This is a genomic window from Rhizobacter sp. P3_C12 (genome assembly GCF_056402735.1).
Window position 1 is genome coordinate 1 of record NZ_JBFUGW010000063.1, and the last position, 26,764, is coordinate 26,764.

General features: G+C 71.4%; 18 protein-coding genes and 1 pseudogene. 10 read left to right on the plus strand and 9 right to left on the minus strand.

Annotation, left to right across the window (positions count from 1 at the left end; genetic code table 11):
- The 10 genes and pseudogenes from AC1DXV_RS12590 to AC1DXV_RS12635 all read left to right on the plus strand — a co-directional run.
- A pseudogene (locus AC1DXV_RS12590) lies at positions 1 to 289 on the plus strand (methionine--tRNA ligase); the annotation flags it as partial.
- A gap of 75 nt (positions 290 to 364) precedes the next feature.
- Positions 365 to 1,036, plus strand: coding sequence for a hypothetical protein (locus AC1DXV_RS12595; protein WP_477870681.1), 672 nt, complete (start codon positions 365 to 367; stop codon positions 1,034 to 1,036).
- A gap of 75 nt (positions 1,037 to 1,111) precedes the next feature.
- A complete protein-coding gene (locus tag AC1DXV_RS12600; protein ID WP_477933823.1) occupies positions 1,112 to 2,734 on the plus strand; it encodes a SulP family inorganic anion transporter in 1,623 nt (540 codons plus the stop codon).
- 34 nt (positions 2,735 to 2,768) lie between these two features.
- Positions 2,769 to 2,969, plus strand: coding sequence for a DUF3460 family protein (locus AC1DXV_RS12605; protein ID WP_477870677.1), 201 nt, complete (start codon positions 2,769 to 2,771; stop codon positions 2,967 to 2,969).
- Positions 2,970 to 3,003: 34 nt separating this feature from the next.
- The gene (locus AC1DXV_RS12610; protein ID WP_477870675.1) at positions 3,004 to 3,843 is read left to right on the plus strand and encodes a segregation and condensation protein A; all 840 of its coding nucleotides are present in this window, start codon (positions 3,004 to 3,006) and stop codon (positions 3,841 to 3,843) included.
- A 12-nt stretch (positions 3,844 to 3,855) separates the two neighbouring features.
- The gene (gene bioB, locus AC1DXV_RS12615; protein WP_477933825.1) at positions 3,856 to 4,848 is read left to right on the plus strand and encodes a biotin synthase BioB; all 993 of its coding nucleotides are present in this window, start codon (positions 3,856 to 3,858) and stop codon (positions 4,846 to 4,848) included.
- On the plus strand, positions 4,845 to 5,678 hold the full coding sequence (gene panB / locus AC1DXV_RS12620) for a 3-methyl-2-oxobutanoate hydroxymethyltransferase (protein WP_477872856.1): 834 nt from the start codon (positions 4,845 to 4,847) through the stop codon (positions 5,676 to 5,678). Before bioB ends, panB begins: the two co-directional genes overlap by 4 nt.
- A 21-nt stretch (positions 5,679 to 5,699) precedes the next feature.
- On the plus strand, positions 5,700 to 6,533 hold the full coding sequence (gene panC, locus AC1DXV_RS12625; RefSeq protein ID WP_477872854.1) for a pantoate--beta-alanine ligase: 834 nt from the start codon (positions 5,700 to 5,702) through the stop codon (positions 6,531 to 6,533).
- Between the two features lie 71 nt (positions 6,534 to 6,604).
- A complete protein-coding gene (locus AC1DXV_RS12630; protein WP_477933827.1) occupies positions 6,605 to 6,871 on the plus strand; it encodes a helix-turn-helix domain-containing protein in 267 nt (88 codons plus the stop codon).
- Positions 6,864 to 8,087 carry a type II toxin-antitoxin system HipA family toxin gene (locus AC1DXV_RS12635; RefSeq protein ID WP_477866703.1) on the plus strand — a complete coding sequence of 408 codons (1,224 nt, stop codon included), beginning with the start codon at positions 6,864 to 6,866 and terminating at the stop codon, positions 8,085 to 8,087. Before AC1DXV_RS12630 ends, AC1DXV_RS12635 begins: the two co-directional genes overlap by 8 nt.
- A gap of 9 nt (positions 8,088 to 8,096) precedes the next feature.
- Here AC1DXV_RS12635 and AC1DXV_RS12640 read toward each other — a convergent pair whose 3' ends face one another.
- The 9 genes from AC1DXV_RS12640 to AC1DXV_RS12680 form a co-directional block, all read right to left on the minus strand.
- Complete coding sequence (locus tag AC1DXV_RS12640) at positions 8,097 to 8,930, minus strand: alpha/beta fold hydrolase (RefSeq protein WP_477866701.1); 834 nt, start codon at positions 8,928 to 8,930, stop codon at positions 8,097 to 8,099.
- Positions 8,931 to 8,953: 23 nt separating this feature from the next.
- Positions 8,954 to 9,691 (minus strand): alpha/beta fold hydrolase, encoded by a 738-nt coding sequence (locus tag AC1DXV_RS12645; RefSeq protein ID WP_477866699.1) that lies wholly within the window; start codon positions 9,689 to 9,691, stop codon positions 8,954 to 8,956.
- Positions 9,688 to 16,260 (minus strand): amino acid adenylation domain-containing protein, encoded by a 6,573-nt coding sequence (locus AC1DXV_RS12650; RefSeq protein ID WP_477933829.1) that lies wholly within the window; start codon positions 16,258 to 16,260, stop codon positions 9,688 to 9,690. The genes AC1DXV_RS12645 and AC1DXV_RS12650 overlap by 4 nt, the downstream gene beginning before the upstream one ends.
- Positions 16,261 to 16,265: 5 nt before the next feature.
- Positions 16,266 to 17,189, minus strand: a complete 924-nt coding sequence (locus AC1DXV_RS12655) for a DMT family transporter (protein ID WP_477868448.1) — start codon at positions 17,187 to 17,189, stop codon at positions 16,266 to 16,268.
- 2 nt (positions 17,190 to 17,191) lie between these two features.
- Complete coding sequence (locus AC1DXV_RS12660) at positions 17,192 to 18,157, minus strand: DMT family transporter (RefSeq protein WP_477868450.1); 966 nt, start codon at positions 18,155 to 18,157, stop codon at positions 17,192 to 17,194.
- Positions 18,154 to 24,657 carry an SDR family NAD(P)-dependent oxidoreductase gene (locus AC1DXV_RS12665; RefSeq protein ID WP_477933831.1) on the minus strand — a complete coding sequence of 2,168 codons (6,504 nt, stop codon included), beginning with the start codon at positions 24,655 to 24,657 and terminating at the stop codon, positions 18,154 to 18,156. The genes AC1DXV_RS12660 and AC1DXV_RS12665 overlap by 4 nt, the downstream gene beginning before the upstream one ends.
- Before the next feature lie 26 nt (positions 24,658 to 24,683).
- Positions 24,684 to 25,103: a type II toxin-antitoxin system VapC family toxin gene (locus AC1DXV_RS12670; RefSeq protein WP_477933833.1), complete on the minus strand. Its 420-nt coding sequence runs from the start codon at positions 25,101 to 25,103 to the stop codon at positions 24,684 to 24,686.
- Positions 25,100 to 25,354 (minus strand): FitA-like ribbon-helix-helix domain-containing protein, encoded by a 255-nt coding sequence (locus AC1DXV_RS12675; RefSeq protein ID WP_477933835.1) that lies wholly within the window; start codon positions 25,352 to 25,354, stop codon positions 25,100 to 25,102. The genes AC1DXV_RS12670 and AC1DXV_RS12675 overlap by 4 nt, the downstream gene beginning before the upstream one ends.
- A gap of 54 nt (positions 25,355 to 25,408) precedes the next feature.
- On the minus strand, positions 25,409 to 26,764 hold a 1,356-nt coding region (locus AC1DXV_RS12680; protein ID WP_477933837.1), incomplete at its 5' end, for a beta-ketoacyl reductase.

Below are 26,764 nucleotides of genomic sequence, written 5' to 3' on the forward strand. Positions count from 1 at the left end.
CGTCGCCTGCGAGGCCGTCGAGGGCAGCGACAAGCTGCTGCGCCTGACGCTCGACGTGGGCGAGGCGAAGACGCGCAACGTCTTCAGCGGCATCAAGTCGGCCTACAAGCCCGAGGACCTGGTCGGCAAGTTCACCGTGATGGTGGCCAACCTCGCGCCGCGCAAGATGAAGTTCGGCCTCAGCGAGGGCATGGTGCTGGCCGCGTCGCATGCCGACGAGAAGGCCAACCCGGGGCTGTACGTGCTGGAGCCGTGGCCGGGCGCGACGCCGGGGTTGCGGGTGCGCTGAGCGCGGTTCCCCAAACAGGGTGAGAGACAGCCGCCCGGCGGGCGGCTATCCTGCGCGCCTTCGAGGGAGGACAACATGGGTTTTCTGGATGACCTGAAGCGGCAGGCCGACGCGCTGAAGACACAGCAGACGGTCGACACGGCCGCACTCGCGCGCAACGCCGCGCTGGTCGAGACGGCCTGCCAGACCGCCTGGCGCTACTGGATGGACCTGGCGCCGCAGCTCAACGTGCTGCTGCCCCGCCCGCCGGTGCGCTTCATGTTCGACAAGAGCACGACGGTCGACGGCCTCGTGCGCTGCGATTTCCGGGTCGACGCGCGGCGCAAGCAGCACCGCGGGCAGGAAGTGTTCGACCATGTGGTCATCCACGCGCTGCAGAAATCGGGCCGCGCGGTCGCGATCAGCAAGGACTTCCCGCCGGAGATCGAGCGGCTCGAAGCCCGCCTGCGCCAGGCCGGCATCGCGCCCGATTCGAAGTGGGTCCGCGACCCGGTCAACGGCCGGCTCGAGGAAGTGCGCTTCAGCTTCGTCGCCGACATCACGATGATGGTGCGCCTGCTGCCCGATCACGACCAGGGCAAGGTCAGCTTCCAGCTCGGCAACCTCGACGACCTGGAGACCGTGATGGTCACCTTCGCGGCGCCGCGCATCGACTCGAACCTGCTCGACCAACTGGCGCGCTGGATGGTGGGCGAACCGCACGAGTTCCTCAAGCTCGCCGAGAGCGCACGCCGCCAGGAAGCCTGAAGGCAGCGGCCCGCCCGGCGCCGTTTGATGCAGATCAAGGGACGCCCGCGCGGGCCGGGCCGATACTCGGGCTCCATGCGCCTGCACCCGTTCCGCCCCCGCCTGCTCGACAGCCTGCGTGGCTACGACCGCCGGCGCTTCTGGCAGGACGCATCGGCCGGCGTCACCGTCGGCGTGGTCGCGCTGCCGCTCGCGATGGCCTTCGCGATCGCGTCGGGCGTCAAGCCCGAGCAAGGCATCTTCACCGCCATCGTCGCCGGCTTCCTGATCTCGGCGCTGGGCGGCTCCAGCGTGCAGATCGGCGGGCCGGCCGGTGCGTTCATCGTCATCGTCTACGGCATCGTCGAGCGCTACGGGCTGACCAACCTGCTGATCTCGACCGCGCTGGCCGGTGTGCTGCTGTTCGCGATGGGCGCGCTGCGGCTCGGCGCGCTGGTGCGCTACATCCCGGTGGCCATCATCATCGGCTTCACGAACGGCATCGCGGTGCTGATCGGCGTGTCGCAGCTGAAGGACCTGTTCGGGCTGCACATCGAGAAGCTGCCGGCGGATTTCTTCACGCAGGTGGGTGCGCTCGCTTCGCATGCCGGCAGCGTGAACCCGGCGGCGCTGGCGCTGGGCCTCGGCTGCCTCGCGCTGGTGGCGCTGTGGCCGAAGCGCTGGAAGGCCGTGCCGTCGCCGATCGTCGCGCTGGTGCTGGCGACGCTCGCGACCGCGCTGCTGCAGTTGCCGGTCGAGACCATCGGCTCGCGCTTCGGCGGCATCCCGCAGGGCCTGCCGCGGCTCGCACTGCCGCCGTTCAGCTGGGCGAGCGCGCAGCAGCTGCTGATTCCCACGCTGACGATCGCGCTGCTCGGCGCCGTCGAATCGCTGCTGTGCGCCCGCGTCGCCGACAACCTCAGCGAGGCGCCGCGCCACGACCCGAACCAGGAGTTGATGGGCCAGGGCCTGGCCAACATGGTCGCCCCGCTGTTCGGCGGCATCCCCGCCACCGGCACGATCGCCCGCACCGTGACCAACGTGCGTGCCGGCGCGACCAGCCCGGTGGCCGGCATCGTGCACGCGGCCACGCTGCTCGCGGTGGTGCTGGTGGCCGCGCCGCTGGCGGTGCACGTGCCGCTGGCGGGGCTCGCCGGCATCCTGCTGTTCGTCGCGTGGAACATGGGCGAGTGGCACGAGTTCGCGCGCCTGCGCCGCTTCAGCCTGCACTACCGCACGGTGCTGCTGGGCACCTTCGGGCTGACGGTGGTGTTCGACCTGATGGTGGCGGTGCAGTTCGGGCTGGTGCTCGCCTGCGTGTTCTTCATCTACCGGATGAGCACGCTGTTCCGCATCGAGGCCTGCGAGGGTGCGGCGCCGGGCGTGCAGGTGTTCGCGCTGAGCGGGCCGCTGTTCTTCGGCGCGGTCGGCACGCTGGAGGCGCTGCCGGCCCGCGTGCTGCCCGGCACCCGCGCGGTGGTGCTGGACCTGCAGCGCATGCTGTCGATGGACACCTCGGGGCTGGATGCGCTGGCGCAATGTCAGCGCTCGCTCGCGCGGCGCGGGGTGGCGCTGTACCTGGCCGGGGTCGATGCGCAGCCGCTGTCGCTGATCCGCCGTTCCGGCTTCGAGGCCGAGCTGGGAGCGGGGCGAATCGTCGCTGACCGGGGTGAAGCCGAAACCGCGGCCGAAACCGAGGCCGYCGCCCGGGCCGGCTAAAATCCGCCCTCCGCTGCTTCACCTGGCCCCGACCATGCCGCTCTTCTGGAAAGCCTACAAGTCCGACACCACCTCGTTCATCGAGGAGTTGAAGGCCAAGGACCCGACGCTCGCGGGCCGGATGCTCGAGGGCCGCCAGCTGCTGTGGGACAAGCCGGTCGACCGCGATGCACAGAGCGAGTACCGCGACGCCCAGGTCGCCCAGCAGCCCTACGTCTACCAGACCGGGCATTGAACCGGCCCTGAACGCGACACCGAGCGGGCACCCCGTGAGCGAAGACGCCCTGGCGCAGGCCGCCACCGACGCGGCAGCGCCCACCGTGGTCGACCACGTGGCCGTGGCACGCCTGTACGGCGAGCCGCTGTTCACGATGCCGACCGACCTGTACATCCCGCCGGATGCGCTGGAGGTCTTCCTCGAGGCCTTCGAAGGCCCGCTCGACCTGCTGCTCTACCTGATCCGCAAGCAGAACTTCAACATCCTCGACATCCCGCTGGCCAGCGTGACGCGCCAGTACCTGGCGTATGTCGAGCAGATCCGCAAGACCAACCTCGAGCTCGCCAGCGAATACCTGCTGATGGCGGCGATGCTGATCGAGATCAAGTCGCGCATGCTGCTGCCGCCGAAGAAGGCGGCCGAGGGCGAGGAGCCCGAAGACCCGCGCGCCGAGCTGGTGCGCCGGCTGCTGGAGTACGAGCAGATGAAGCTGGCCGCGGCCGGGCTCGACCGCCTGCCGGTGCTGGGGCGCGATTTCCTGCGCGCGCAGGTGACCATCGAGCAATCGCTGACGCCGCGCTTTCCGGATGTCGAGATCGACGAGCTGCGCGCCGCCTGGGCCGACATCCTGAAGCGCGCCAGGCTGAACCAGCACCACACGATCACCCGCGAGGAGCTGAGCGTGCGCGAGCACATGAGCATCGTGCTGCGCGGCCTGCAGGGCCGCCGCTTCGCGATGTTCGAGGAGCTGTTCGACCTGACCCGCGGACCTCAGGTGCTGGTGGTGACCTTCATCGCGATGCTGGAGCTGGCGCGCGAGCGCTTGCTCGAGATCACGCAGGCCGAGGCGTTTGCACCGATCTACGTGCGGCTCGCCTATCAACCCGCCTAGAAAAGAACACCCATGACGATCCACGAAGCCCCCGTCCACCTCGTGACCCGCGCCGCCCCGCCGGCTGCACCGACCGACCGCTGGCAGGTGGCCGACATCGAGGCGCTGTTCGAGCTGCCGTTCACCGAGCTGATGTTCCGCGCGCAGACCGTGCACCGCGAGCATTTCGACCCGGCCGAGGTGCAGCTGTCGACGCTGCTGTCGATCAAGACCGGCGGCTGCCCCGAAGACTGCAGCTACTGCCCGCAGGCGGCGCGCTACGACACCGGCGTCGAGGCCGGCAAGCTGATGGACACCGAAGCCGTGCTCGATGCCGCGCGCCGCGCCCAGGAGGCCGGTGCCTCGCGCTTCTGCATGGGCGCCGCGTGGCGCGGCCCGAAGGACCGCGACATCGAGAAGGTGGCCGAGCTGGTCAGCGCGGTCAAATCCCTCGGGCTGGAGACCTGCGCGACGCTCGGCATGCTGGAAGACGGCCATGCCGAGGCGCTGCAGAGCGCCGGCCTCGACTACTACAACCACAACCTCGACACCGCGCCGGAGTTCTACGGCGACATCGTGCGCACCCGCCAGTACCAGGACCGGCTCGATACGCTGCAGCGCGTGCGCGGTGCCGGCGTCAAGGTGTGCGCCGGCGGCATCGTCGGCATGGGCGAGACGCGGGCGCAGCGGGCCGGCCTGATCGGCGCGCTGGCCAACCTCGATCCGTACCCGGAATCGGTGCCGATCAACAACCTGGTGCAGGTCGAAGGCACGCCGCTGCACGGCACGGTGCAGCTCGACCCGCTGGAGTTCGTGCGCACGATCGCGGTGGCGCGCATCACGATGCCGACCGCGCGCGTGCGCCTGTCGGCCGGGCGCCAGGCGCTGGGCGAGGCGGTGCAGGCGCTGTGCTTCACGGCCGGGGCCAATTCGATCTTCTACGGCGACAAGCTGCTGACCACCGGCAACCCGGACGTGCAGGCCGACCGCGCGCTGCTCGACAAGCTGGGGATGCGGCCGGCATGAGTTCGCATCCCGCCACCGAGACGGCGCCCGGCCGCAAGGCGGTGACGCTGCACCGGCTGCGCGAGATGCACGCGGCCCGCGAGCCGATCGCGATGCTGACCTGCTACGACACGAGCTTCGCGCGGCTGCTCGATGCGGCCGGCGTCGATTGCCTGCTGGTCGGCGATTCGCTCGGCATGGTGCTGCAGGGCCAGGCGAGCACGCTGCCGGTGACGCTGGACGAGATGGCATACCACACGCGTTGCGTCGCGCGCGGCAACCGCGGTGCCTGGCTGATCGGCGACCTGCCGTTCGGCAGCTACCAGCAGGGGCCGGCGCAGGCGCTCGCGAGCGCGACGGTGCTGATGCAGGCCGGGGCGCAGATGGTGAAGCTCGAAGGCGGCGGCTGGACGGCCGAGACGGTGCGCTTCCTGGTGGAGCGCGGCATCCCGGTGTGTGCGCACCTGGGGTTGACGCCGCAGTCGGTGCATGCGCTGGGCGGCTACCGCATCCAGGGCCGCGACGACGAAGCCGCGGCCACGCTGCTGCGCCATGCGCGCGAGCTGGCCGATGCGGGCGCCGCGATGCTGGTGCTGGAGCTGATGCCAGCGGCGGTGGCCAAGCAGATCACCGACGCGCTCGACATCCCGGTGATCGGCATCGGCGCCGGCGTGGCCTGTTCGGGCCAGGTGCTGGTGCTGCACGACATGCTGGGCATCACGCAGGGCAAGTTGCCGCGCTTCGTGCGCAACTTCGTGGAGGGCAGCGCCGGCATCGGCGAGGCCATCACGCGCTACGTGGCCGACGTGAAGGCCCGCCGCTTCCCCGACGACACGCTCCACGGTTACTGACGCTCCTGGGTTGATCCACCGATGAAGACAGTCCACACGATCGCCGACCTGCGCGCGGCACTCGGCACGCCCGGCGCCTGCGCCTTCGTGCCCACGATGGGCAACCTGCACGCGGGCCACCTGGCGCTGGTGCGGCAGGCCAAGCGGCACGGGCTGCCGGTGGTGGCGAGCATCTTCGTGAACCGGCTGCAGTTCGCGCCGCACGAAGATTTCGACCGCTACCCGCGCACGCTGGCCCGCGACAGCGAGCTGCTGCAGGGTGCCGGCTGCGACCTCGTGTTCGCGCCCGACGAGCGCGAGCTGTACCCGCAGCCGCAGAGCTTCAAGGTGGTGCCCGACGCGGCGCTGGCCGACATCCTCGAAGGGCATTTCCGGCCCGGCTTCTTCACCGGCGTGTGCACGGTGGTGATGAAGCTGTTCGCCTGCGTGCAACCGCGCGTCGCGGTGTTCGGCAAGAAGGACTACCAGCAACTGATGGTGATCCGGCAGATGACGCAGCAGTTCGCGTTGCCGATCGCGATCGAGGCGGGCGAGACGAGCCGGGCGGATGACGGGCTCGCGCTGTCGTCGCGCAACGGGTACCTGGGTGCGGCGGAGCGCGAGGAGGCGATCGCGCTGTCGCGCAGCCTGCGGGCGCTGGCGGATGCCGCACTGCAGGGTGCGAAGCCGATCGCGCAGCTGGAGGCCGATGCGATGGCAGCGCTGGCCGCGCGCGGCTGGCAGCCGGATTACCTGACGGTGCGGCGGCGAGCCGACCTGCTGCCACCGGGTGCAGGTGATGCGCCCGGGTCGCTCGTGGCCCTGGGAGCGGCTCGGCTGGGGCAGACGCGGTTGATCGACAACCTGGAGTTCTGAGGCAACTCAGTCACCCTCAAAGTATCGAATTCGATACTTGCTGCGTGCCAAGTATCGATTACGATACTTCCATGGGTGATTTCTCGGTCAATCTGGTGGCGCTTGGGCAGTCCCTGCAGGAGATGCGCAAGCAGCGCGGCCTGCGGCTGGTCGACGTGGCGCACATCGCCGGCATCCCGCGCCTGAAGGTCATCCACGTCGAAGCGGGGCGTCCCGGCGTCGCTGCCTCGTCGTATGCGAGGGTTGCAGCCGCACTCGGCGCTCAACTCCAGGTGGCGGCATCGCAGCGGCCGACGCTGGACGAGATCGGTGCGCTGTTGAAAGACATCGATGAGTGAATCGCCCGCCAAGGTGCGGGTTCACACGCCGCAAGGCCTGTCTGGCATCTTGCAGCGCGATGGCGACTACCTGTTCTCTTTCGCACCCGATGCGACGGCCGAAACGGCACCAGCGCTCGGCATGCCTTTGCGCGCCAGACCCTACGGATTCCCGTCGCTGCATCCGATCTTCCAGATGAACATGCCGGAAGGCTTCGTGCTGGAGCAACTGCGCAATCGACTCGCGAAAACCACCGGACTCGATCCGCTGCTGCTGCTGACGGTGATCGGGTCGCAGGCGCCCATCGGCCGGTTGCGCTTCACGCTGGAAGGGCAAGCTGTGAACGACACGCCTGTGCAAGGCGAGTCCCTCGCTGAACTGCTCGCACACGGTGGCTCGCGGGAACTCTTCGCCCGCCTTGTCGACAGCTACCTGATGCGCACCGGGTTGAGTGGCGTGCAGCCCAAGGTGCTCGTCCCCGAGCGCGTCAGCGACGACATGCAGCCGGACTTCAAGGCAGCGCTGCCCACCTCGGAACTCATCGTCAAGTCAGGCCTCGGCGAATTCCCGGGCCTTGCGATCAACGAGTTCATCTGCATGAGCATCGTCAAGCAGGCCGGCGTGCCGGTGCCCGAATTCCACTTGTCCGACGACGGCGAGCTGTTCGTGATGCGACGCTTCGACCGGCCGCCCGACGGGCGCATTCTCGGCTTCGAGGACATGCTGGCCCTGGCCGGCCGCGCCGCCGACCAGAAGTACGTCGGCAGCTACGAGCTCGTGCTGCGGTTGCTGCACCTGTACTGCTCGCCGGAGAACTTGCCCACCGCGCGCGAGCAGCTGTTCGACATGGTCGCGTTGTCGTGCATGCTCGGCAACGGCAATGCGCACATGAAGAACTTCGGTGTGCTGTACGACAGTGTGAGCGGCGCGGTGCGGATGGCCCCGGCCTACGACATCGTCTGCACGCGGCTCTACATTGCCGACGACAACCTCGCGCTGAACCTCGAAGGCAACCGCAGCTTCTTCGCGGCGCGGCTGGGCTTGCTGGATTTCGGCACGCGGTGTGACATGCCGAAGGCCCGGATCATCGAACGCACCGTTCAGCTGTGCGAGCTGACCTTCGCAACGTTGGCATCGCTGGACAGGGTGGTCTGGCGCCTGCCCGGGTTGCGAGAACTCATCGCGCAGCAGGCGCAGACCTGGCTCGACACCTTCAAGCGTTTGCAGCAGGCCTGACCATCGATCTCACGCGGCAGCGCGCATCCACCCCACGATCTCCTCGATCACCCGCTCCCGATCCGCCTCCGCGGTGAACGTGTGATCCGTGCCCTCGTGGTACTCCAGCTGCAGCCGGTCGCCGAACGGTACGTCGGGGAATGCGTCGATCAGCTGCTCGCGGTAGTTGTGGTGGTCCTCGCGCTCCGCCGTCAGCACCGCGAGGAAGCGGTTGCCCAACCGATGCGCCGCCGCGTACGCGTTCGACAGGAAGGCCTTGGCCTCCGGCGAATCCAGGTCGGCCCGCGGCCCGTCTTCCGGCACCTCCGCATGGCCCGCCCCGCCCATGCGCTGCCCCAGCGCATGCCACAGCGGATGCTTCCCCCGCGCGATGTTCATCCAGCTGCTCAACCGCGTCGCGCGCCGCGCATAGTGGTTCAGGTAGTAGCGCGGCGTGTGCGGGATCGAGGGGTCCAGCAGCACCAGGCCCGTCACCCGTGGATCGCGCCCCGCGTAGACCACCGCATGGTCCGCGCCCGAGCACAGGCCGACCAGCACGAAGCGCTTGAAGCCGCGTGCCGATTCCAGCGTGTCGAGCGCCTCCTTGATGTCGGCCAGGCTCGCCTCCAGCAAGCCCAGCCCGTCGTCGCGCGGCTCGCTGTCGCCGATGCCCGAGAGGTCGAACCGCACCGCGTCGAAGCCCTGCCCCGACAGCCGCCGGCACAGCTGCACCGTCATCCGGTTCGCGCCGACGCGGTGGATGATCCCCGAGTTCAGCACCACCACCGCCGGCCGCCCGGACGCGGGCGCCGCCCCCTCGGCCGCCGGCGTCACGATGCCCACCAGCGCCTTGCGCGGCCCCATCAGAAGCACCTGTTCGTTCACCATCAGCTCCACCACTGCGCAACGCGTTGCAACACCTTCACCGGCACCGCGCCTGCCCCCGAATGGTGATCCTCCAGCCATGCGGGCTGGCCCTCGATCTGTTCGACCGGCAATGACCCGACCGCCTCGCCTGCCACCGATCGAACCACCAGCGTGCGCGCCGGCAACTCCGCCGCCGGCAACACCAGCGTGCGCAGCTCCGCCGCCATCGCCTCGCCGAGCGCGAAGCCCATCACCTCGTGCCCGCCGCCGCGCTCCGCTGCACGCGGCCGTGCCTCGGCCAGCAGCTCCTTCAGGTAGCCCTCGCCCGACACCACCGGATCCCACAGCACCAGGCTGTCGATGTCCTTGCGCCGCCGCGCCGCCACGGTCGCGGCCAGCGTGCCGCCCAGCCGCAGGCCCACCAGCCCGACACGCGCTGCATCGGTCGTGTCCTTCAGCTCGTCGATCGCCGTCTCGATGTCGGCCTGCCAGCCGGCCAGGCTCGCGTCCAGCATCTCGCCGGCCGAGTCGCCGGTGCCGAACCAGTCGAAGCGCAGCACGTGCACGCCGGCCTGGTTCAGCAGCGTCGCGAGCTGCTTGATCGCACGGTGGGCGCGCAGATACTCCTGGCCCCACGGTGCACACAACACCACGGCGCGTGTCCTGGATGACCCAACAGCGCCCGAAGCCGACGCCCGCGCCGGGCTGTACACGCCGAACAGCCGCCGTTGCCGGGTGCCGAAGAAGAATGGGTTCATGGGCTGGGCAGGTGGTCTGAAAAATCAGCAGGAACATGCGCGGCGCCCGCAGCCGCGATCTGGCGAAGGTTCTGGAAGAACAGCACGCGCGGATCCATGCGCCAGCCGGTGCGCGCCTCCACCGCCACCACGACACGCAGCGACAGCAGCGAGTGCCCGCCCAGCTCGAAGAAGTTGTCCTCGGCGCCGACCCGCTCGATCTGCAGCGTCTGCTGCCACACATCGGCCAGCAGACGCTCCAGGCCCGGCGCCGGCGGCTCGTACGCCGCCACCGGCGCGACGTTGCGGAACGGGTCCGGCAGCGCCGCCCGATCGACCTTGCCGTTCGGCGTCAGCGGGATCGCGTCGAGCGCGACCACCAGCGACGGCACCATGTAGTCCGGCAGCTCGCGCCGCAGGTGGCGCCGCACCTCGCTGACGGTCAGGTCCTCGCCGGGCTGGTAGACGACGTACGCGACCAGCCGCAGGTCGCCCGGCCCCGCCTCGCGCGCGATCACCACCGATTGCCGCACCGCCTCGTGCCCCGCAAGCACCGATTCGATCTCGCCCAGCTCGATGCGGAAGCCGCGGATCTTCACCTGGTGGTCGATGCGCCCCAGGTGCTCCAGCCGCCCCTGCGCCGTCCAGCGGCCGAGATCGCCGGTGCGGTAGAGGCGCGCGCCCGGCTGGGTCGAGAAGCGATCGGCGACGAAGCGGTCGGCCGTCAGCTCCGGCCGCCGGTGGTAGCCGGTCGCCACACCGGCGCCACCGATCCACAGCTCGCCCGGGATGCCGGCCGGCTGCAGCTCACCGGCGCGGCTCAGCACATGCACCTGCGTGTTGTCGATCGGCCGGCCGATCGTGACCGGTGCGCCGCCGCCGATCACGCGCTCGGCCGTCGACCACACCGTCGTCTCGGTCGGCCCGTACAGGTTCCACAGCTCGCCGACACGCGCCAGCAGCGCATCGGCCAGCTCGCGCGGCAGCCCCTCGCCGCCGCACAGCGCGCGGAAGTTGGGCCCACCGGTCCAGCCGGCTTCCAGCAGCAGGCGCCACGTGGCCGGCGTCGCCTGCAGCACGGTGGCGCCGCTGGCCGCCAGCGACGCCGAAAGCGCGATGCCGTCGGCCGCCGTCTCGCGCGAGCACAGCTCGACCCGCGCGCCGACCAGCCACGGCAGGTACAGCTCCAGCCCGGCAATGTCGAACGAGACGGTCGTCACGGCAGCCAGCACGTCACCGGCCGCCAGCCCCGGCTCGCGCCGCATCGAATGGAGGAAGTTCGCGAGCGCGCCGTGCGGCACCACCACGCCCTTCGGCCGGCCGGTGGAGCCGGAGGTGTAGATCACATAGGCCGGGTCGTCCGCTGCCGGCGCGCTCGCGAGGTTGTCCTCGCTGCCTGCGCCCAGCGCCACCGCATCGGCCAGCACGTCCAGCAGTTGCACGCCGGGCGGCAGCGCGATGCCGTCGGCCGCATCGCCGCCGGCCACCAGCACGCGCGCGCCGCTGTCCTCCAGCATGTAGGCGAGCCGCTCGGCCGGGAAGCCGGGGTCCAGCGGCACGTAGGCGCCACCGGCTTTCTGCACGCCGAGCAAGGCCACCACCAGCGCCAGCGAGCGCTGCAGGCACACGCCGACCAGGTGCCCCGGGCCGACGCCCATCGCACGCAGCCGGTTGGCGACGCGGTTCGCGCGCGCGTTCAGCGCCGCGTAGGTGAGCGAGGCGCCCTCGTAGCGCACCGCCTCGGCCTCGGGGCTGCGCGCCACCTGGGCCTCGAAGAGCCGTGGGTAGACATCGCTGGCATGCGCGGCCGCGGTGCCGTTCATCTCGACCCGCAGCCAGCGCTGCTCGTCGGCCGTCAGCATCGGCAGCTTCGCGAGCGTCGTGGTGGATGCCACAGCGGGTGCCGCCACCAGCGATTCGAGCAGCATCCGGTAATGCCCCGCCATGCGCCGGATCGTCGGCTCGTCGTACAGCTCGGTCGAATACTCGAACAGCACGCTGCCGCTGACAGCCGCCTCGATGTACAGCCCCAGCTCGAACGGCGCCGCGCCACGATCGATCGCGACCGGCTCCCACTGCAGCCCGGGGAACTCGATGCCGGTCATCGGCGCGTTCTGCAGCGTGAACAGCACCTGCGCGAGCGGCGGCAGTGCGGGGCCGCGCATCGGCCGCAGCTCCTCCACCAGCTTCGCGAACGGCAGTTCCTGGTGCGCATACGCCTCCAGCGCCGTCGTGCGCACGTTCGCCAGCAGCTCGGCGAACGCGGTGTCGTCGCCACAGGTGCTGCGCAGCACCAGCGTGTTGATGAAGCCGCCGACCAGACCTTCCACCTCGCGCTGCTCGCGGTTGGCGATCGGCACCGCCACCGCGATGTCGGCCTGTCCGGTGTAGCGGTGCAGCAGCGTCACGTACGCGGCGAACAGCGTCATGAACAGCGTGCAACCGTGGGCGCGGCTGAAGGTCTCGAGCGATTCGATCAGCGCGGGTGGCAGCACGTCGGCATGCCAGGCGGCGCGGTCCGACAGGATCGTCGGCCGCGGGTGGTCGGTCGGCAGCAGCAGCGGTGCCACGCCGTCGAGCTGGCGGCGCCAGTAGCCGAGCTGTGTTTCCAGCACCTCGCCCTGGAAGCGCTCGCGCTGCCACACCGCCACGTCGCGGTACTGCACCGCGAGCGGCGGCCACGCGGGCGCCGCGCCGCGGCGGAACGCCGCATAGGCCTCGGCCAGCTCGCGGCCCAGCACGCCGTACGACCACTGGTCGCCGGCGATGTGGTGCATCGCGAGCAGCAGCACGTGCTCGTCGTCGGCCACCTGGATCAGCAGCGTGCGGAAGACCGGCCCGTGCACCAGGTCGAAGTACGCGCGCGCGGTGTCGGTGGCCAGCGCGATCGCGGCCTCCTCGGCCTGCCGGCCCTGCGCGCGCAGGTCGTGGAAGGGCAGCGCGACCGCTCGGTGCGGCTGCACCGTCTGCATCGGCCGGCCGTCGACCATCGCGAAGGTGGTGCGCAGCGTCTCGTGCCGCTGCACCAGCGCGTCGAGCGCGCGCTCCAGCGCGGCGCGATCGAGCACGCCGTGCAGCCGCAGCGCGACCGGCATGTTGTAGGCCGAGCTGTCCGGCGCCAGCTCGTGCAGCAACCACATGCGCTCCTGTGCGAACGACAGCGGTGTCGGGCCGTCGCTGGCCAGTTTCGCGATCGGCGCCGCCGCGGCCTGCGGTGCGCGGCCGGCCTCGATGGCCCGCGCCAGTTCGTGCAGCACGGGGTGCTCGAACACCGCGCGCAGCACGAAGCCGCGGTCGAGGGCCTGGCGGATGCGCGCCGTCACCTGGGTCGCAAGCAGCGAGTGGCCACCCAGCTCGAAGAAGTTGTCGTGTCGGCCGACCTCGTGTCCCACATCACCCAGGCCCAGCACATCGCGCCAGATCGCTGCCAGGCCCCGCTCGGTCTCGCCCTGCGGCGGCTCCACGCGCCGCGCCGCCGTCGCAGCCAACCCCGCCGGTGCCGGCAGCGCCTGGCGGTCGACCTTGCCGTTGCCCGTCAGCGGCAGCGTCGGCAGCACGACGAACGCGGCCGGCACCATGTAGTCGGGCAGCCGCTCGCGCAGCGCCTGCTTCAGCGCGTCGACCTCGGCGCTGCCGGCCACGTAGGCGACGAGCCGCTGGTCGCCGGGCACGTCCTCGCGCGCCAGCACCGCACTCTCGCGCACGCCCGGCTGCTGCGCCAGCAGCGCCTCGATCTCGCCAAGCTCGATGCGGAAGCCGCGGATCTTCACCTGGTGGTCGATGCGGCCGAGGTACTCCAGCTCCAGCGCGCCATCGGCCCGCAGGCGCCAGCGCGCCAGGTCGCCGCTGCGGTACAGCCGCTCGCCGGGGCGGAACGGGTCGCCGATGAAGCGCGCCGCCGTCAGCTCCTGCCTGTTCAGGTAGCCGAGCGCGAGGCCCGGCCCGCCGACGAACATCTCGCCGGTGACGCCGATCRGCACCGGCTGCAGCAGCGCATCGAGCAGCAGCACGCGCAGGTCGGGGATCGGCACGCCGATCACGCTGCCGGCACGCGCGTCGACGTCGGCGCGCGTGATCGGCCGGTACGTCACGTGCACGCAGGTCTCGGTGATGCCGTACATGTTGACGAGCCGCGGCTGCGCATCGCCATGGCGCTCGAACCACGGGCGCAGCGCCTGCAGCTCCAGCGCCTCGCCACCGAACACCACCTCGCGCAGCGAAGTGCGCCGCGGTACGCCACTGTCCACGTCGGCCTGCACCAGCTGGCGGAACGCGGAAGGCGTCTGGTTCAGCACCGTCACGCGCTCGTCGTGCAGCAGCTGCAGGAAGGCCTCCGGCGAGCGGCTCACCGCCTGCGGCACGACCACCAGGCAGCCGCCGTGCGCCAGCGCGCCCCACAGCTCCCACACCGAGAAATCGAAAGCGACCGAATGGAACAGCGTCCACACGTCCTGCGGGCCGAAACGGAACCACTCGGCGGTGGCGCTGAACAGCCGGTCGACCGCGCGGTGCGTCAGCAGCGTGCCCTTCGGCTGCCCGGTGGAACCGGAGGTGTAGATCACGTAGATCAGGTCGTCGGCGCTGACCGGGCTTGCCGGGTTCTCATGGGGCGCGTCGGCCAGCGACGGCTCGTCGAGGCACAGCGTCGCACCGGCGTGCGGCGGCAGCTGCGCGAGCAGCGCCGACTGCGTCAGCATCACCGGCGCCTGCGCATCGCCGAGCATGAAGGCCACGCGCTCGGCCGGGTACGACAGGTCGATCGGCAGGTAGGCGCCGCCCGCCTTCACGATGCCCAGCAGCCCGACCACCAGGTCGATCGAGCGCTCGGCGCACAGCCCGACGCGCGTGCCCGGCACGACGCCCAGCGCCTGCAGCCGGTGCGCCACCTGGTTCGCGCGGCGGTTCAGCGCGCCATACGACAGCGCGGTGCCGTCGCAGCGCAGCGCGGTCGCATCCGGCGTGGCCGCGGCGTGCGCCTCGAAGCGCCGGTGCAGCGGCTGGGCCTCGGCCGCCACGATAGGCAAGGCTGGCGGCAGCACGGGCGGCAACAGAGCGGCGCGCTCCGCGGCATCGAGCAGCGGCAGCCGGCCGACCGGCATCGCCGGGTCGGCGACGATGCCGTCGAGCAGCACGCGGTAGTGCGCCCACAGCCGCTCGATCGTCGCGCGGTCGAACAGCGCGGGGTTGTACTTGAACGCGCCCGACAGCGCATCGCTGCGGTCGATCAGCCCGAGCCCGAGGTCGAACTGCCCTTCCTGCTGGGTCAGCGCATACGGCGTCACGCGCCAGCCGGCGAAGTCGACCGGCACGTCGCTCGCGCCGGCGACCAGCAGGTCGTTGAGCTCGCGGAACTGCTCGAAGCGCTGCAGCACGAACATCGTCTCGAACAGCGGCGAGCGGCTCGCATCGCGCACCGGCTGCAGCCGCTCGACCAGCAGCGACAGCGGGTACTCCTGCGCGTCCAGCGCCTCCAGCAGCGTGCCGCGCACCTGCTGCATCAGCGTGCGGAACGGCAGCTCGGCGTGCACGCGCGAACGCAGCGCGACCGGGTTGACGAAATCGCCCAGCACGCGCGCGAACTCCGGCTGCGTGCGGCCGAAGGTGGGCGTGCCGACGATCACGTCCTCGCATCCCGTATGGCGATGCAGCAGCACCTTGAACGCGGCCAGCAGCAGCACGTACAGCGTCATGCCCTCGTCGCGCGCGAGCTGGTTCAGGCGGGCCGTGGTGGCGGCATCGAGGTGGAAATCGAAGCTCGCGCCCTGCCCGCTGCGGCGCGGCGGGCGCGGGCGATCGGGCGGCAGCTCGATCTCGGCGCGCGGCGCGGCGAGCTGGCGGGTCCAGTACGCGGCGAGCTGCGCGCCCTGCGGGCCGGCCAGCATCGCGGCCTGCCAGTCGGTGTAGTCGGCGTACTGCCGTTCCACGCGCGCCAGCCCGGCCGGGGCGCCGCCGCCGGCCTCGGCCAGCAGCGCGCGGAACTCCTCCAGCAGCATCAGCAGCGACCAGCCGTCGATCGCGATGTGGTGCACCGCCAGCAGCAGCACCTGGTCGCCGGCCGCGCGGCGGTACAGCGCGGTGCGCATCACCGGGCCGTGCGCCAGGTCGAACGGGCGGCGGGCATCGGCGTCGATGCGCCGGTGCAGGGCTGCGTCGTCGAGGCCGGCCACGTCGTGCACCTCGAGCGCGGCGGTGCCGGTGCCGGCGATGCACTGGCGCGGCAACCCGTCGACCACCTCGTAGGTGGTGCGCAGCACCGCATGCCGGTCGACCAGCGCCTGCAGCGCCTGGCGCAGCGCCGATTCGTCGACCGGCGACAGCACGCGCAGCGCGAACAGCACGTTGTAGGCCGCGCTGTCGGGCTGCTCCTGGTGCACGAACCACAGCGCCTGCTGCGGGTGCGACAGCGGCGCGCTGCGCGGCTGCTGCGCCGCCTGCGCGCGCAAGGCCGCCAGCACCTCGTCGCGCCGCGCGCCGATCTGCGCCCGCAACTCGGCCGACAGCGCCCCCTGCGGCGCACGGAAGCGCAGCCGGTTCCCCTCGAACCACAGCAGCACGCCCTGCGCGGCCAGGACGGAGAGCAGATCGGTCACGGAAGTCACTTGAGGACGGTCCTTTCAGCAGACGGTTGCCACAACCACAGTGCCAGCAGCGCCAATGCGATCCACACCGCGCCGAGCAGGTCGCGGTGCGAGAAGGCTTCGCCGGCGGCGCCCCACTCCACCAGCGCCATGCACAGCAGGTGCACATGCAGCGTCGGCGCCACCTGCGCGACCGGCGCGCGCTCGCAGGCCCGGTCCAGCGCCCACAGCGCGAGCAGGCCGACCGCGCCGATGCCGACCAGCAGCGCCGCATCGTGCAGGTTCGGCGTGACCCACACGAAGGGCATCAGCGGCGTCAGCAGCGCGAACACGCCGAGCGCGGTGAAGAACAGGTTGGCCTGCACCGGCTCGTCGCGCAGCGAGCGCGTCATCACGACGTAGACGCTGAACGACAGCGCCATCACGAACGGCAGCACCGCGCCGGCGAGCGACTGCGGCAGCGAGGGCTCGGCCATCACGGCCGCGACACCGCTGCCGATCGCGGCCACCGCCCACACCCAGCGCGGCACGCGCTCGCCCAGCGCGAAACGCGCGAGGCCGATGATCATCAGCGGCGCGACCCAGAACAGCGCCCACACCGTGCCCGCCCGGTCGCCGGCCGCGAGCGACAGCGCGAAGCTCGCCGGCATCACCAGCATCAGCACCGAGCGCGACAGCTGGAAGCCGACGCGCCGCGTGCGCCACAGCCGCGACGCCCGTGTCGGTGACCGCCACCCGACCACCAGCAGCAGGCAGGCCAGGTGCACCGCATAGCGGCACCACACCACCTGCATCAGCGAGTAGTGCAGTTGCAGCCGCGCGCCGAACACGCCTTCGACGAAGGCCCACGCCAGCGCGAACAGCGCGAGCAGCAGCATCGCGCTGCGGCCCGGGTCGCGCCGGACGAACGAGGAGGCGAAGGCAGGCAGCGCGAGGTGCATCGTCAGGGCCTCGTCTCATCGTCCAGCGGCACCGGGCCGGTGGCCGATTCGAGCGCCATCGGGCCGGTCATCGGCGCGCGGCGTGTCGGCAGATCGCGCGCCACCGCCGCACGCCACAGCGCGAACGCGATGCCGCCGACCAGCGCCAGCCCGAGCGCGATGCGCAGCGACGGCAGGTGCCCGCGCACCGCCAGCGACACCACCGTCAGGCAGGCCACGTGCACGTACAGCGCCGGCGCGATCCACGGCAGCGGCGAGCGGCGCAGCGCATGCTCCAGCAGCCACAGCGCGACGAAGCCGAACACGCCGAGCGCAGCGAACACCAGCGCATCGTGCAACGAGGGCGTCACCCACACGCCCGGCAGGAACGGCAGCACGCCCAGCAAGCCGCCGAGGCCGACGTAGAACAGGTTGGTCATGACGGGCTCGTGCCGCAGCGAGCGCGTCAGCACGAGGTAGGCCGCGAAGGCCAGGCCCATCAGCAAGGGCACCACCGAGGCCTGCAAGGTGGTCGGCCGGGCCGGCTCCAGCATCGCGACCGTCGCGCACAGGCCGGCGGCAGCGGCGATCCAGACGAACAGCGGCGCCTTCGACAGCAGCCAGCCGCGCGCCAGCACCAGCGCGAACACCGGCGCCACCCACAGCCCGGTCATCGCGAGGTGCGGCGATGCGCCCTGCAGCAGCGCGACACCGAACGACAGCGGGATCGCGAGCATCAGCGCCGACCGAACCAGTTGCGCGAGCGGCCGGCCGGTGCGCCACAGCGGCGTCCTGCTGCGCCAGCCCCACACCGCGCCCATCAGCGCGAGCTGCACCGCGAAGCGGCAGCCCTCGATCTGCAGCACGTCGTAGCCGCCCTGCAGGCGCGAGGCGATCAGCTCGAGCAGCGCCCAGACGGCCGAGAACGCGAACGCGAAGCCCAGCGCCGCACGGGCCGACGGGAGGCGTGCGCGTTTCGGACGGCTCACAGCGAGCCCTCCTCGAACGCGGCTTGCGGCGCCTGCGCCGGGCCCGCCGCCAGCGCCGTGTCCGCCAGCACCGATGCCGCAAGCGTCGCGATGCTCGGCCCCTTCAACAGCGCCGCCACCGCGACCTTCGCCTTCAACGCCGTCTGGATGCGGTTGCGCAGCTCCATCGCCATCAGCGAATCCATGCCCATCTCCATCAGCGAGCGCTGCGGGTCGACCTGGTGCGAGGCCGGCAGGGCCAGCACGCGCACGATCTGCTCCGACAGGAAACCCACCAGCAGCGCGAGCCGGTCCTCCACCGGTGCCTGTGCCAGCTGCGCGAGGATGTCGACCTGCGGCGCCCCGCCGGCCGGCGCCGCAGCCCGCGCCGGCGCCGCCTGCACCAGCTCGCTGAAGAACGGCCCGAGGTTGCGCGGCAACCGCGCGCGCACCAGCGGCATCGCCGCCATCTGCGGCGACCGTGCCGACGCGAGCATCTGCTTCATCATCGCGACGCCGTCGTGCGGCGCGATCATCCCGAGCCCCATCGCGGCCCAGCGCCGGCGGTGCTGCTCGCCGATGCCGGCGGCCATGCCGACCTGCGACCAGCTGCCCCAGTCGATGCTCAGCGCGTGCTGGCCGCGCGAGCGCCGCAGGTGGGCCAGCGCATCGACGAACGAGTTGGCCGCCGCGTAGTTGCTCTGCCCCGGCGAGCCGAGCAGCGCGGCACCCGACGAGAAGCCGATGAAGAAATCGAGCGCGAGGTTCGCGGTGAGTTCGTGCAGGTTCCAGGTGCCGCGCACCTTGGGCGCCATCACGCGGGCGAAGCGGCGCATGTCCTGCTCGGCCAGCATGCCGTCGTCGACCAGGCCGGCGGCATGGATCACGCCACGCAGCCGCGGCATCTGCGCCGCGATCTGCGTGACGAGGCGCGTCATCTGCCCGGTGTCAGCCACGTCGGCCTGCGCGACCAGCACCTGCACGCCGCCGGCCTGCAGCGCATCGATCGCCGCCTGCGTCTCGGGCGACGGCGCGCGCCGGCCGACCAGCACCAGGTGGCGCGCGCCCTCGGCGGCCAGCCACTGCGCGCTGACGAGGCCCAGCCCGCTCAGCCCGCCGCTCACCAGGTAGCTCGCGTCCGGCCGCACCGGCGGTGCGCGGTGCTGCGTGACGACGATCTTGCCGACATGGTGCCCCTGGCCCATGTAGCGGAACGCCTCCTCGGCGCGCTCGATCGGATACAACTTCTGCGGCAGCGGCTGCAGCACGCCGGTCGCGAAATCGGCCAGCAGCTCCTGCAGCATCTCGCGCACGAACAGCGGCCGCGCCGCGGCGATCTCGCCGAGGTACAGCGGGTGGTAGCGGCGGCCGGGGAACTCGTCGGCGACGCGTGCGGTGTCCCAGATGCCGGTCTTGCCGATCTCGATGAAGTGGCCGCCCGGCTTCAGCAGCCCGAGGCTCGCGGGGATGAAATCGCCGGCCAGCGAGTTCAGCACGATGTCGACGCCCTCGCCGTTCGTGTCGCGCCGGATGTCGTCGACGAAGCTCAGCGAGCGCGAATCGGCCACGTGCTGCACACCGAGCCGCTGCGCGAGCGCCCGCTTGGCCGGGCTGCCGGCGGTGCCGAAGATCTCGGCGCCGGCGCGCTTCGCGAGCTGCGCGGCCGCCATGCCGACGCCGCCGGTCACCGCATGCAGCAGCACGCGGTCGCCCTTCTTGATGCCGGCCAGGTGCTTCAGCGCGTACTCGGCGGTCAGGAAGGTCACGGGGATGGTCGCGGCCTCGGCAAAGCTCATCTGCGGCGGCTTCAGCACCGTCAGCGAGGCCGGCGCGAGCACCCAGGTCGCGAAGCTGCGATCCACCATCGCGATCACCTCGTCGCCGACCTTCAGGTCATCGACGCCGGCGCCGACCGCGGTGATCACGCCGGCACATTCGTTGCCGAGCGGGCCCGGGTCGCCGGGGTACATGCCGAGCGCGTTCAGCACGTCGCGGAAGTTCAGCCCGGTCGCGAACACGCGGATCTCGACCTGTCCGGCGCCGGGCGCCTCGCGCGGCACCGGCTGCAGCGCCAGGTTCTCGAGCGAGCCGCGCTCGGTGATCTCGAGGCGCAGCGGCTGGTCATCGGGCACGAAGACGCCAGGCACCAGGCGCGCGGCCAGCCGCGTGCCGTCGCGCAGCGCGACGCGGTCTTCGGCATCGGCCTGCCAGACACTGGCGAACAGCAGCTCGGCTTCGTCGGCGCGCACGACCGGGTCGAGGTCGATGCGCACGCAGCGCGCGAGCGGGGCTTCGGAGGCGACGACGCCGCCCAGGCCCCACACGGTGGCCTGCACCAGGTCGGGCACCGAGCCCTGCACCGGTTGCGCGCCGCGCGTGACGAGCCAGCGCCGCGCGCTCGAATCGCCGAGCGCCTGCGCCGCGTGCAGCAGGTTGCCGAGCAGCAGCGCCTGCGCGTTCTCCATCGCCTCCAGCGTCTGCGCGACCGGCGGCACCAGCGCCCACAGCACGACGACGCCCTGCAGCGGGCGCGGGTCGGCCTGCGCGGCCTCGTCGATCGCGCGGCGGATCTGCGCGCTGTCGGCCGCATCGACCTGCCAGCCTTCGGCGAGCGCCGCGAAGCCATCGCCGCGGTAGACCAGCGCGACGCCCGCGCCCTCGGCCTTCAGCCGCGTCGCGAGGCCGGCACCGACGCCGGTGCGGTCGGCCAGGATCAGCCAGCGGCCGGGCGTGTCGCTGCGCGCCTCGGTGAGCGGCGTGGCGCGCCAGTCGGTCTCGAAGGCCCAGTCCGGCACCGCACTCGCAGCCGGCATGCCGGCCACGCGCTGCAGTGCCTCGTGCGTGATGCGGCGCAGCTCCAGCCCGGACAACTCGGCCAGCACACGACCGTCGTCATCGAGCAGCGTCAGGTCGGCGCGCAGCACATCGGCCTTGCGCCCGGCGGGTTCCACGCGCACCTGGCACCAGGCCTGTGCGACGCCACCGCTGAACACGCGGTAGCCGGCCAGCCCGACCGGCACGCAGATGTCGTCACTGCCGAGCGGGTCATCCGCCCACGGCAGGCCGAGGCCGATCAGCTGCAGGCAGGCATCGAGCAGCGCCGGGTGCAGCACCAGGTCGGCGGTCGACAACGCGGCCGGCAACTGCACGCGGCCGAGCACCTGGGTGCCGTCGCGCGCGATCGACGTGATGCCGCGGAACGCCGGCCCGTAATGCGCGCCCTGCGCGGYGAGCTTGTCGTAGTACGGCTCGACCGGCTGCGCCGGCGCACCGGCCAGCCGCCACGCCTCGCCGACCGCCGGCGCATCGCCGCGGCCGGGCAGCAGCGTGGCACTCGCATGCAGGCGCCAGGCTGCGTCATCGGCGGCGCGGCTGAACACCTGCACCGTCTGCGCGTCGGGCGCCACCGCGTCGGCCGGCGTCACGACCACCTGCAGCGTCACGCCGCCCTGCTCCGGCAGCACCAGGCCTTCGCGGATCGCGAGGTCCTGCAGCCGCACGTCGTCGCCACCGCTCACCTCGCGCGCGGCGGCCTGCATCAGCTCCAGGAAGCCGGTTGCCGGGAACAGCGTGAAATCGAAGATGCGGTGGTCGGCCAGCCAGGGCTGGTCGCCGAGGCCGATCGTCGCCTGGAAGATCGGCAGCGGGCTCGCGACCACGCCGCCGAGCAGCGCGTGCGGCACGCGGGTCGCACCGAGTGCGCTGCCGGCCGTCGCGGTGCCGCTGCGAGGCTCGAAGTTTTGCCAGTAGTGCTCCCGCTGGAACGGATAGCCCRGCAGCGTCGCGCGCGGCCGATGCCCGCCCTGCACCGCGGCCCAGTCCGGCCGCACGCCGCGCACGAACAACTGGCCGAGGCTGTCGAGCAGCGACACCACGTCGTCGCGCCCCTTGCGCAGCGACGGGATCCACGCGCTGTCGGGCATCACGCTGCCACGCTGCGCCATGTTCAGCAGCGTCGGCTGCGGGCCGACCTCGATGAAGACGCGCAAGCCATCGGCCTGCAGCGCGGCGATCGAATCGCCGAAGCGCACCGCGTCGCGCACGTGGCGGCGCCAGTAGCCGGCGTTGCAGACCTCGTCACCCGCCAACCGGCCGGTCACGTTCGACGCCAGCACGAGCTGCGGCGGGCGGAACTCGACCTGCGCGGCCACCGCCTCGAACTCGTCGAGCATCGGCTCCATCAGCGGCGAGTGGAACGCGTGCGAGACCTTGAGCCGCTGCGACTCGATGCCGGCAACCGCGAGGCGCTCCAGCGCCGCATCGACCGCGTCGGCACGGCCGGAGATCACGGTGTTCTGCGGGCCGTTCGCCGCGGCGATGGCGAGCACGGCAGCATCGCGTGCGATCGCGGCGCGCACGGTGGCCTCGTCGGTGAAGACCGCCGCCATCGCGCCATCGCGCGGCAGGGCACTCATCAGCCTGCCCCGCTCGACGATCAGCTTCAGCCCGTCGGCCAGGTTGAACACGCCGGCCACGCAGGCCGCGACGTACTCGCCGACGCTGTGGCCCATCACCGCGGTCGGCTTGACGCCCCACGATTGCCACAGCTGCGCGAGCGCGTACTCGACGGCGAACAGCGCCGGCTGCGTGAACGCGGTGTCGTCGAGCCGCTCGGCGTCGTTCCACATCACGTCGAGCAGGCGCAGGCCGAGCAGCGGCGTCGTGATGCGCTCGCACTCGTCGAGCGCGGCACGGAACACCGGCTCGGCGTCGTACAGCGCACGGCCCATGCCGGCGACCTGCGCGCCCTGGCCGGTGAACAGGAACACGAGTTCAGGCGCCGTGCCACCGACGGCGCGGCCGCGCGAGGTGCCGGCAGTCGGTGCACCGGCGATGAATTCATCCAGCCGCGCCTTCAATGCGTCGGCGCTGTCGGCGACGACGGCGAGCCGCTCGATGAACGGCGAACGGCCGAGCGCGAGCGTCGCGGCGATCTGGTCGAGCGGTGCCGACGCGGCGGCATCGGCGAGCCGGCGGGCAGCGGCTTCGAGCGCGGGCGGGGTCTGCGCGCTCAGCACGAACAGGTGAGCGGTGCCTCCTTCCGTTCGCCCTGAGCTTGTCGAAGGGCCCGACCATCCTGAGCTTGTCGAAGGACCTGAGCTTGTCGAAGGGTCGGGCTGAGAGGCCGGGGCTTCTTCGAGCACGACATGCGCATTCGTTCCGCTGAACCCGAACGAGCTGACGCTCGCGCGCCGCGGCCGGCCGGCATCGGGCCACGGCGTCGGCACGGTCGGCACCGTGATCGGCATCTCGTCCCAGGCGATCAGCTGGTTCGGCCGCTTCAGGTGCAGGTGCGGCGGGATCGTGCRGTGCTGCAGCGCCAGTGCGACCTTGATGACGCCGGCCACGCCGGCCGCCGCTTCCAGGTGGCCGATGTTGGTCTTCACCGAGCCCAGCATCAGCGGCGTGTCGGCCGGGCGCTGGCCGTAGACCTGGTGCAGCGCCTTGACCTCGATCGGGTCGCCGAGCGGCGTGCCGGTGCCGTGCGCCTCGACGTAGCTGATCTCGTCGGGCTTCACCCGCGCGTTCGCCAGCGCGGCGCGGATCACCGCCTCCTGCGCCGTGCCGTTCGGCGCGGTCAGGCCGCTGCTGCGACCGTCCTGGTTCAGTGCGGAGCCGCGCACCAGCGCGACGATGCGGTCGCCGTCGCGCTGCGCATCGGACAGCCGCTTCAGCACGACGACGCCGCAGCCCTCGCCGCGCACATAGCCGTCGGCCGCATCGTCGAAGGTCTTGCAGCGCCCGTCGAACGACATCATGCGGGCGCGCGAGGTCAGGATCGAGCCGTCGGCCGTCAGCGTCAGGTTCACGCCGCCGGCGAGCGCGAGGTCGGCCTCGCCGCTGCGCAGGCTCTGCACCGCCCAATGGATCGCGACCAGCGACGACGAGCATGCGGTGTCGATCGCGACGTTGGGCCCGTGCAGCCCGAGGAAGTACGACAGCCGCCCGGCCGCCACGCTGTGCGCGGTGCCCGACGGCGTGTAGGCGTCGCCGAAGCGCGAGCCGATCGCCTCGGACAGCTGGTTCGCATAGTCATGCGTCGTGATGCCCATGTAGACGGCGGTCTGGCTGCCGGCCAGCGACGACGGTGCGATGCCGGCATGTTCGAGCGACTCCCAGGTCACCTCCAGCAGCAGCCGCTGCTGCGGGTCGAGGCTGACGGCCTCGCGCGGCGAGATGCCGAAGAAATGCGCATCGAAGCGGTCGACGTCCTTCACGAAGCCGCCCCAGCGGGTGTAGCTCTTGCCGGGCACGTCGGGATCGGCGTCGAAGCAGGCGTCGGCATCCCAGCGCGATGTCGGCACCTCGGTGACGCCGTCGGTGCCGCTCTCGAGGAAGCGCCAGAAGGCATCCGGTGTGTCGCCGTCGCCGGGGAAGCGGCAGCCGATGCCGACGATCGCGATCGGCTCGTGGCGCGACTGCTCGACGGCCTTCAGCCTCGCCTCGAGCTGGTCGATGGCCTGCAGCGAGCGCTTCAGCAGCGCAGCGTAGTCGGGGGTCTTGGGCGTCGGATCGGTCACGGGATCTCCTGCAGCTCTTTGATGCACTACGCCTGCCACGGGTTGATGACGGCTACGTCAGCGGCCTCGAAGGCGGCCACATCCCGTGTCGCCACCATCATCCCGTTGGCAACGGCCGTTGCCGCGATATAGCCGTCGGCAGCACCGATCGCCAGTCCAGCCGCCCGAGCCTTTGCCATCAAATCACCATAGGCGCGAGACGCAGGCAGATCGAACGGCAGCACACGGCCGGCGAACAACGGCAGCGTGCGCGTCTCCAGGTTGTCGTGCAGACCATCCCGACGTTTGCCGGCCGGCAGAGTGGCCACGCCGAGGCGCAGTTCGGCCACGGTGATCGCAGACAAATACAGCGTTTCGAGCGGCTGTGTATCGAGCCACTCGACCACGCGCCCATCGGGCAGCTTGCGCATCGGCTCGGAAATGACGTTCGTATCGAGGAGGATCATTCAAAGCTCACCGGTTGGACGGGCGTCTTGTCCCTGGCCCGCTCGAAAACCGCATGCTCCTCGTCGGTCAAGCGCGCCTGGCGTCCGATCGTCACCAGCAGCGACCCCAACTTGACTCGCCCTTCAGGCTTGACAGCCTCCTCCAAGATGGCCCGCACCTCGGCCTCGGTACTGCGCCCATGCGTGGCAGCGCGCACACGCAGGGCGCGGTGGACTTCTTCCGGCAAATTTCTTACGGTCAGCATGCCCATGATTCAAATCCAAAAATTGACTTCAATGATTGCATTTTATTGTTTTGAATTCACTCATGGCAAATAACCCGCATCCATGCCATCCAGCCGTCGCAACAACTGCAGCGCCAGTTCATCCTCCGACAGCGTGTCCAATTCCTCGGCAGGACGCGCGACAGGTGGCGCACGAGCCGGATCAGCCGTTGACACCACATCGCCGAACTGGTCCGCGAACACCTCGCTCGCCAGGTGCTCGGTCAGCGCGGCGACCGACGGGTGGTCGAAGGTCACCGTCGCGGCCAGCGTGCGGCCGACGCTCTTGCCGAGCAGGTTGCGCAGCTCCACCGCCATCAGCGAATCGAGGCCGAGCTGGCGCAGCGGCTCGGTCACGTCGAGGTCGTCGGCGCGCTGCACGCCGAGCACCTTGACGGTCAGGCGCCGCACCTCGTCGCGCAGGACGGTCTTGCGGCGGGCCGGCAGCGCGGCCGCCATGCGCTCGTGCAGCGACGGGCCGGCCCGGAGGGGCTGCGCCTGCGTGCTGCCCGGCGCCGCAGCAGCCACCGCCAGCTCGCTGAACAGCGGCGGCTCGGTGCCGGCCGCGCGCTGCTCGCGCAGGTGCGCCCAGTCGCTCGCCAGCACCGCGAGCTGCGCGATCTCGAACGGGCTGCGCGCGCCGTCGCGCCGCATCGCGTGGTCGAGCGCGGCCAGCCCGTCGGCCGGCGCGATCGGTTGCAGCGAGCCGGGCTGCACCAACCGGCGGTCGGCCGCGGCGCCGATCTCGGCCCACGGCCCCCAGTTGATGCTCAGCGTCGGCAGGCCCTGCGCCTGGCGGTGCCAGGCCAGCGCGTCCTCGAAGGCATTCGCCGCCGCGTGGTTGACTTGCCCCGGCGAGCCGGCCACCGACGCGCCGGACGAGAAGAACACCAGGAAATCCAGCTCGCCGCACAGCGTGTGCAGGTTCCAGCTGCCGAACACCTTCGGGCCCATCACGGTCGCGAACCTCGGCCAGCTTTGGCTGGCGATCACGCCGTCGTCGAGCACGCCGGCCGCGTGGATCACGCCGGCCAGCGGTGCGGTCAGCGCGGCCAGCAGGCGCTGCACGTCGTCGCGCTGCGCCACGTCGCCGAGCGCGATCTGCACCTCGACGCCCTGTGTGCGCAGCCGGTCGATCACGCGTTGCGCGCGTTCGTCGGCCGGGTTGCGCCCCATCAGCACCAGGTGGCGCGCGCCCTGCTCGGCCAGCCACTCGGCGATGCGCAGCCCGAGCCCGCGCAAGCCGCCGGTCACGAGGTGGCTGCGCGCGGCATCGATCGCGAGGCTGCCGTGCGTGGCATGCGCCTCGTGCGGCACCAACCGCCGCGCCAGCCGGCGGCTGCCGCGCAGCGCGACCTGGTCCTCGCGCGACGCGGCCTGCAGCTCGGCCACCAGCGC

Bases quoted from the DNA above. Each gene is read 5' to 3' on its own strand.
- AC1DXV_RS12595 (WP_477870681.1), top strand. From the start codon at position 365: ATGGGTTTTCTGGATGACCTGAAGCGGCAGGCCGACGCGCTGAAGACA.
- AC1DXV_RS12605 (WP_477870677.1), top strand. From the start codon at position 2,769: ATGCCGCTCTTCTGGAAAGCCTACAAGTCCGACACCACCTCGTTCATC.
- bioB (WP_477933825.1), top strand. From the start codon at position 3,856: ATGACGATCCACGAAGCCCCCGTCCACCTCGTGACCCGCGCCGCCCCG.
- panB (WP_477872856.1), top strand. From the start codon at position 4,845: ATGAGTTCGCATCCCGCCACCGAGACGGCGCCCGGCCGCAAGGCGGTG.
- panC (WP_477872854.1), top strand. From the start codon at position 5,700: ATGAAGACAGTCCACACGATCGCCGACCTGCGCGCGGCACTCGGCACG.
- AC1DXV_RS12630 (WP_477933827.1), top strand. From the start codon at position 6,605: ATGGGTGATTTCTCGGTCAATCTGGTGGCGCTTGGGCAGTCCCTGCAG.
- AC1DXV_RS12635 (WP_477866703.1), top strand. From the start codon at position 6,864: ATGAGTGAATCGCCCGCCAAGGTGCGGGTTCACACGCCGCAAGGCCTG.
- AC1DXV_RS12640 (WP_477866701.1), bottom strand. From the start codon at position 8,930: ATGGGGCCGCGCAAGGCGCTGGTGGGCATCGTGACGCCGGCGGCCGAG.
- AC1DXV_RS12645 (WP_477866699.1), bottom strand. From the start codon at position 9,691: ATGAACCCATTCTTCTTCGGCACCCGGCAACGGCGGCTGTTCGGCGTG.
- AC1DXV_RS12655 (WP_477868448.1), bottom strand. From the start codon at position 17,189: ATGCACCTCGCGCTGCCTGCCTTCGCCTCCTCGTTCGTCCGGCGCGAC.
- AC1DXV_RS12670 (WP_477933833.1), bottom strand. From the start codon at position 25,103: ATGATCCTCCTCGATACGAACGTCATTTCCGAGCCGATGCGCAAGCTG.
- AC1DXV_RS12675 (WP_477933835.1), bottom strand. From the start codon at position 25,354: ATGGGCATGCTGACCGTAAGAAATTTGCCGGAAGAAGTCCACCGCGCC.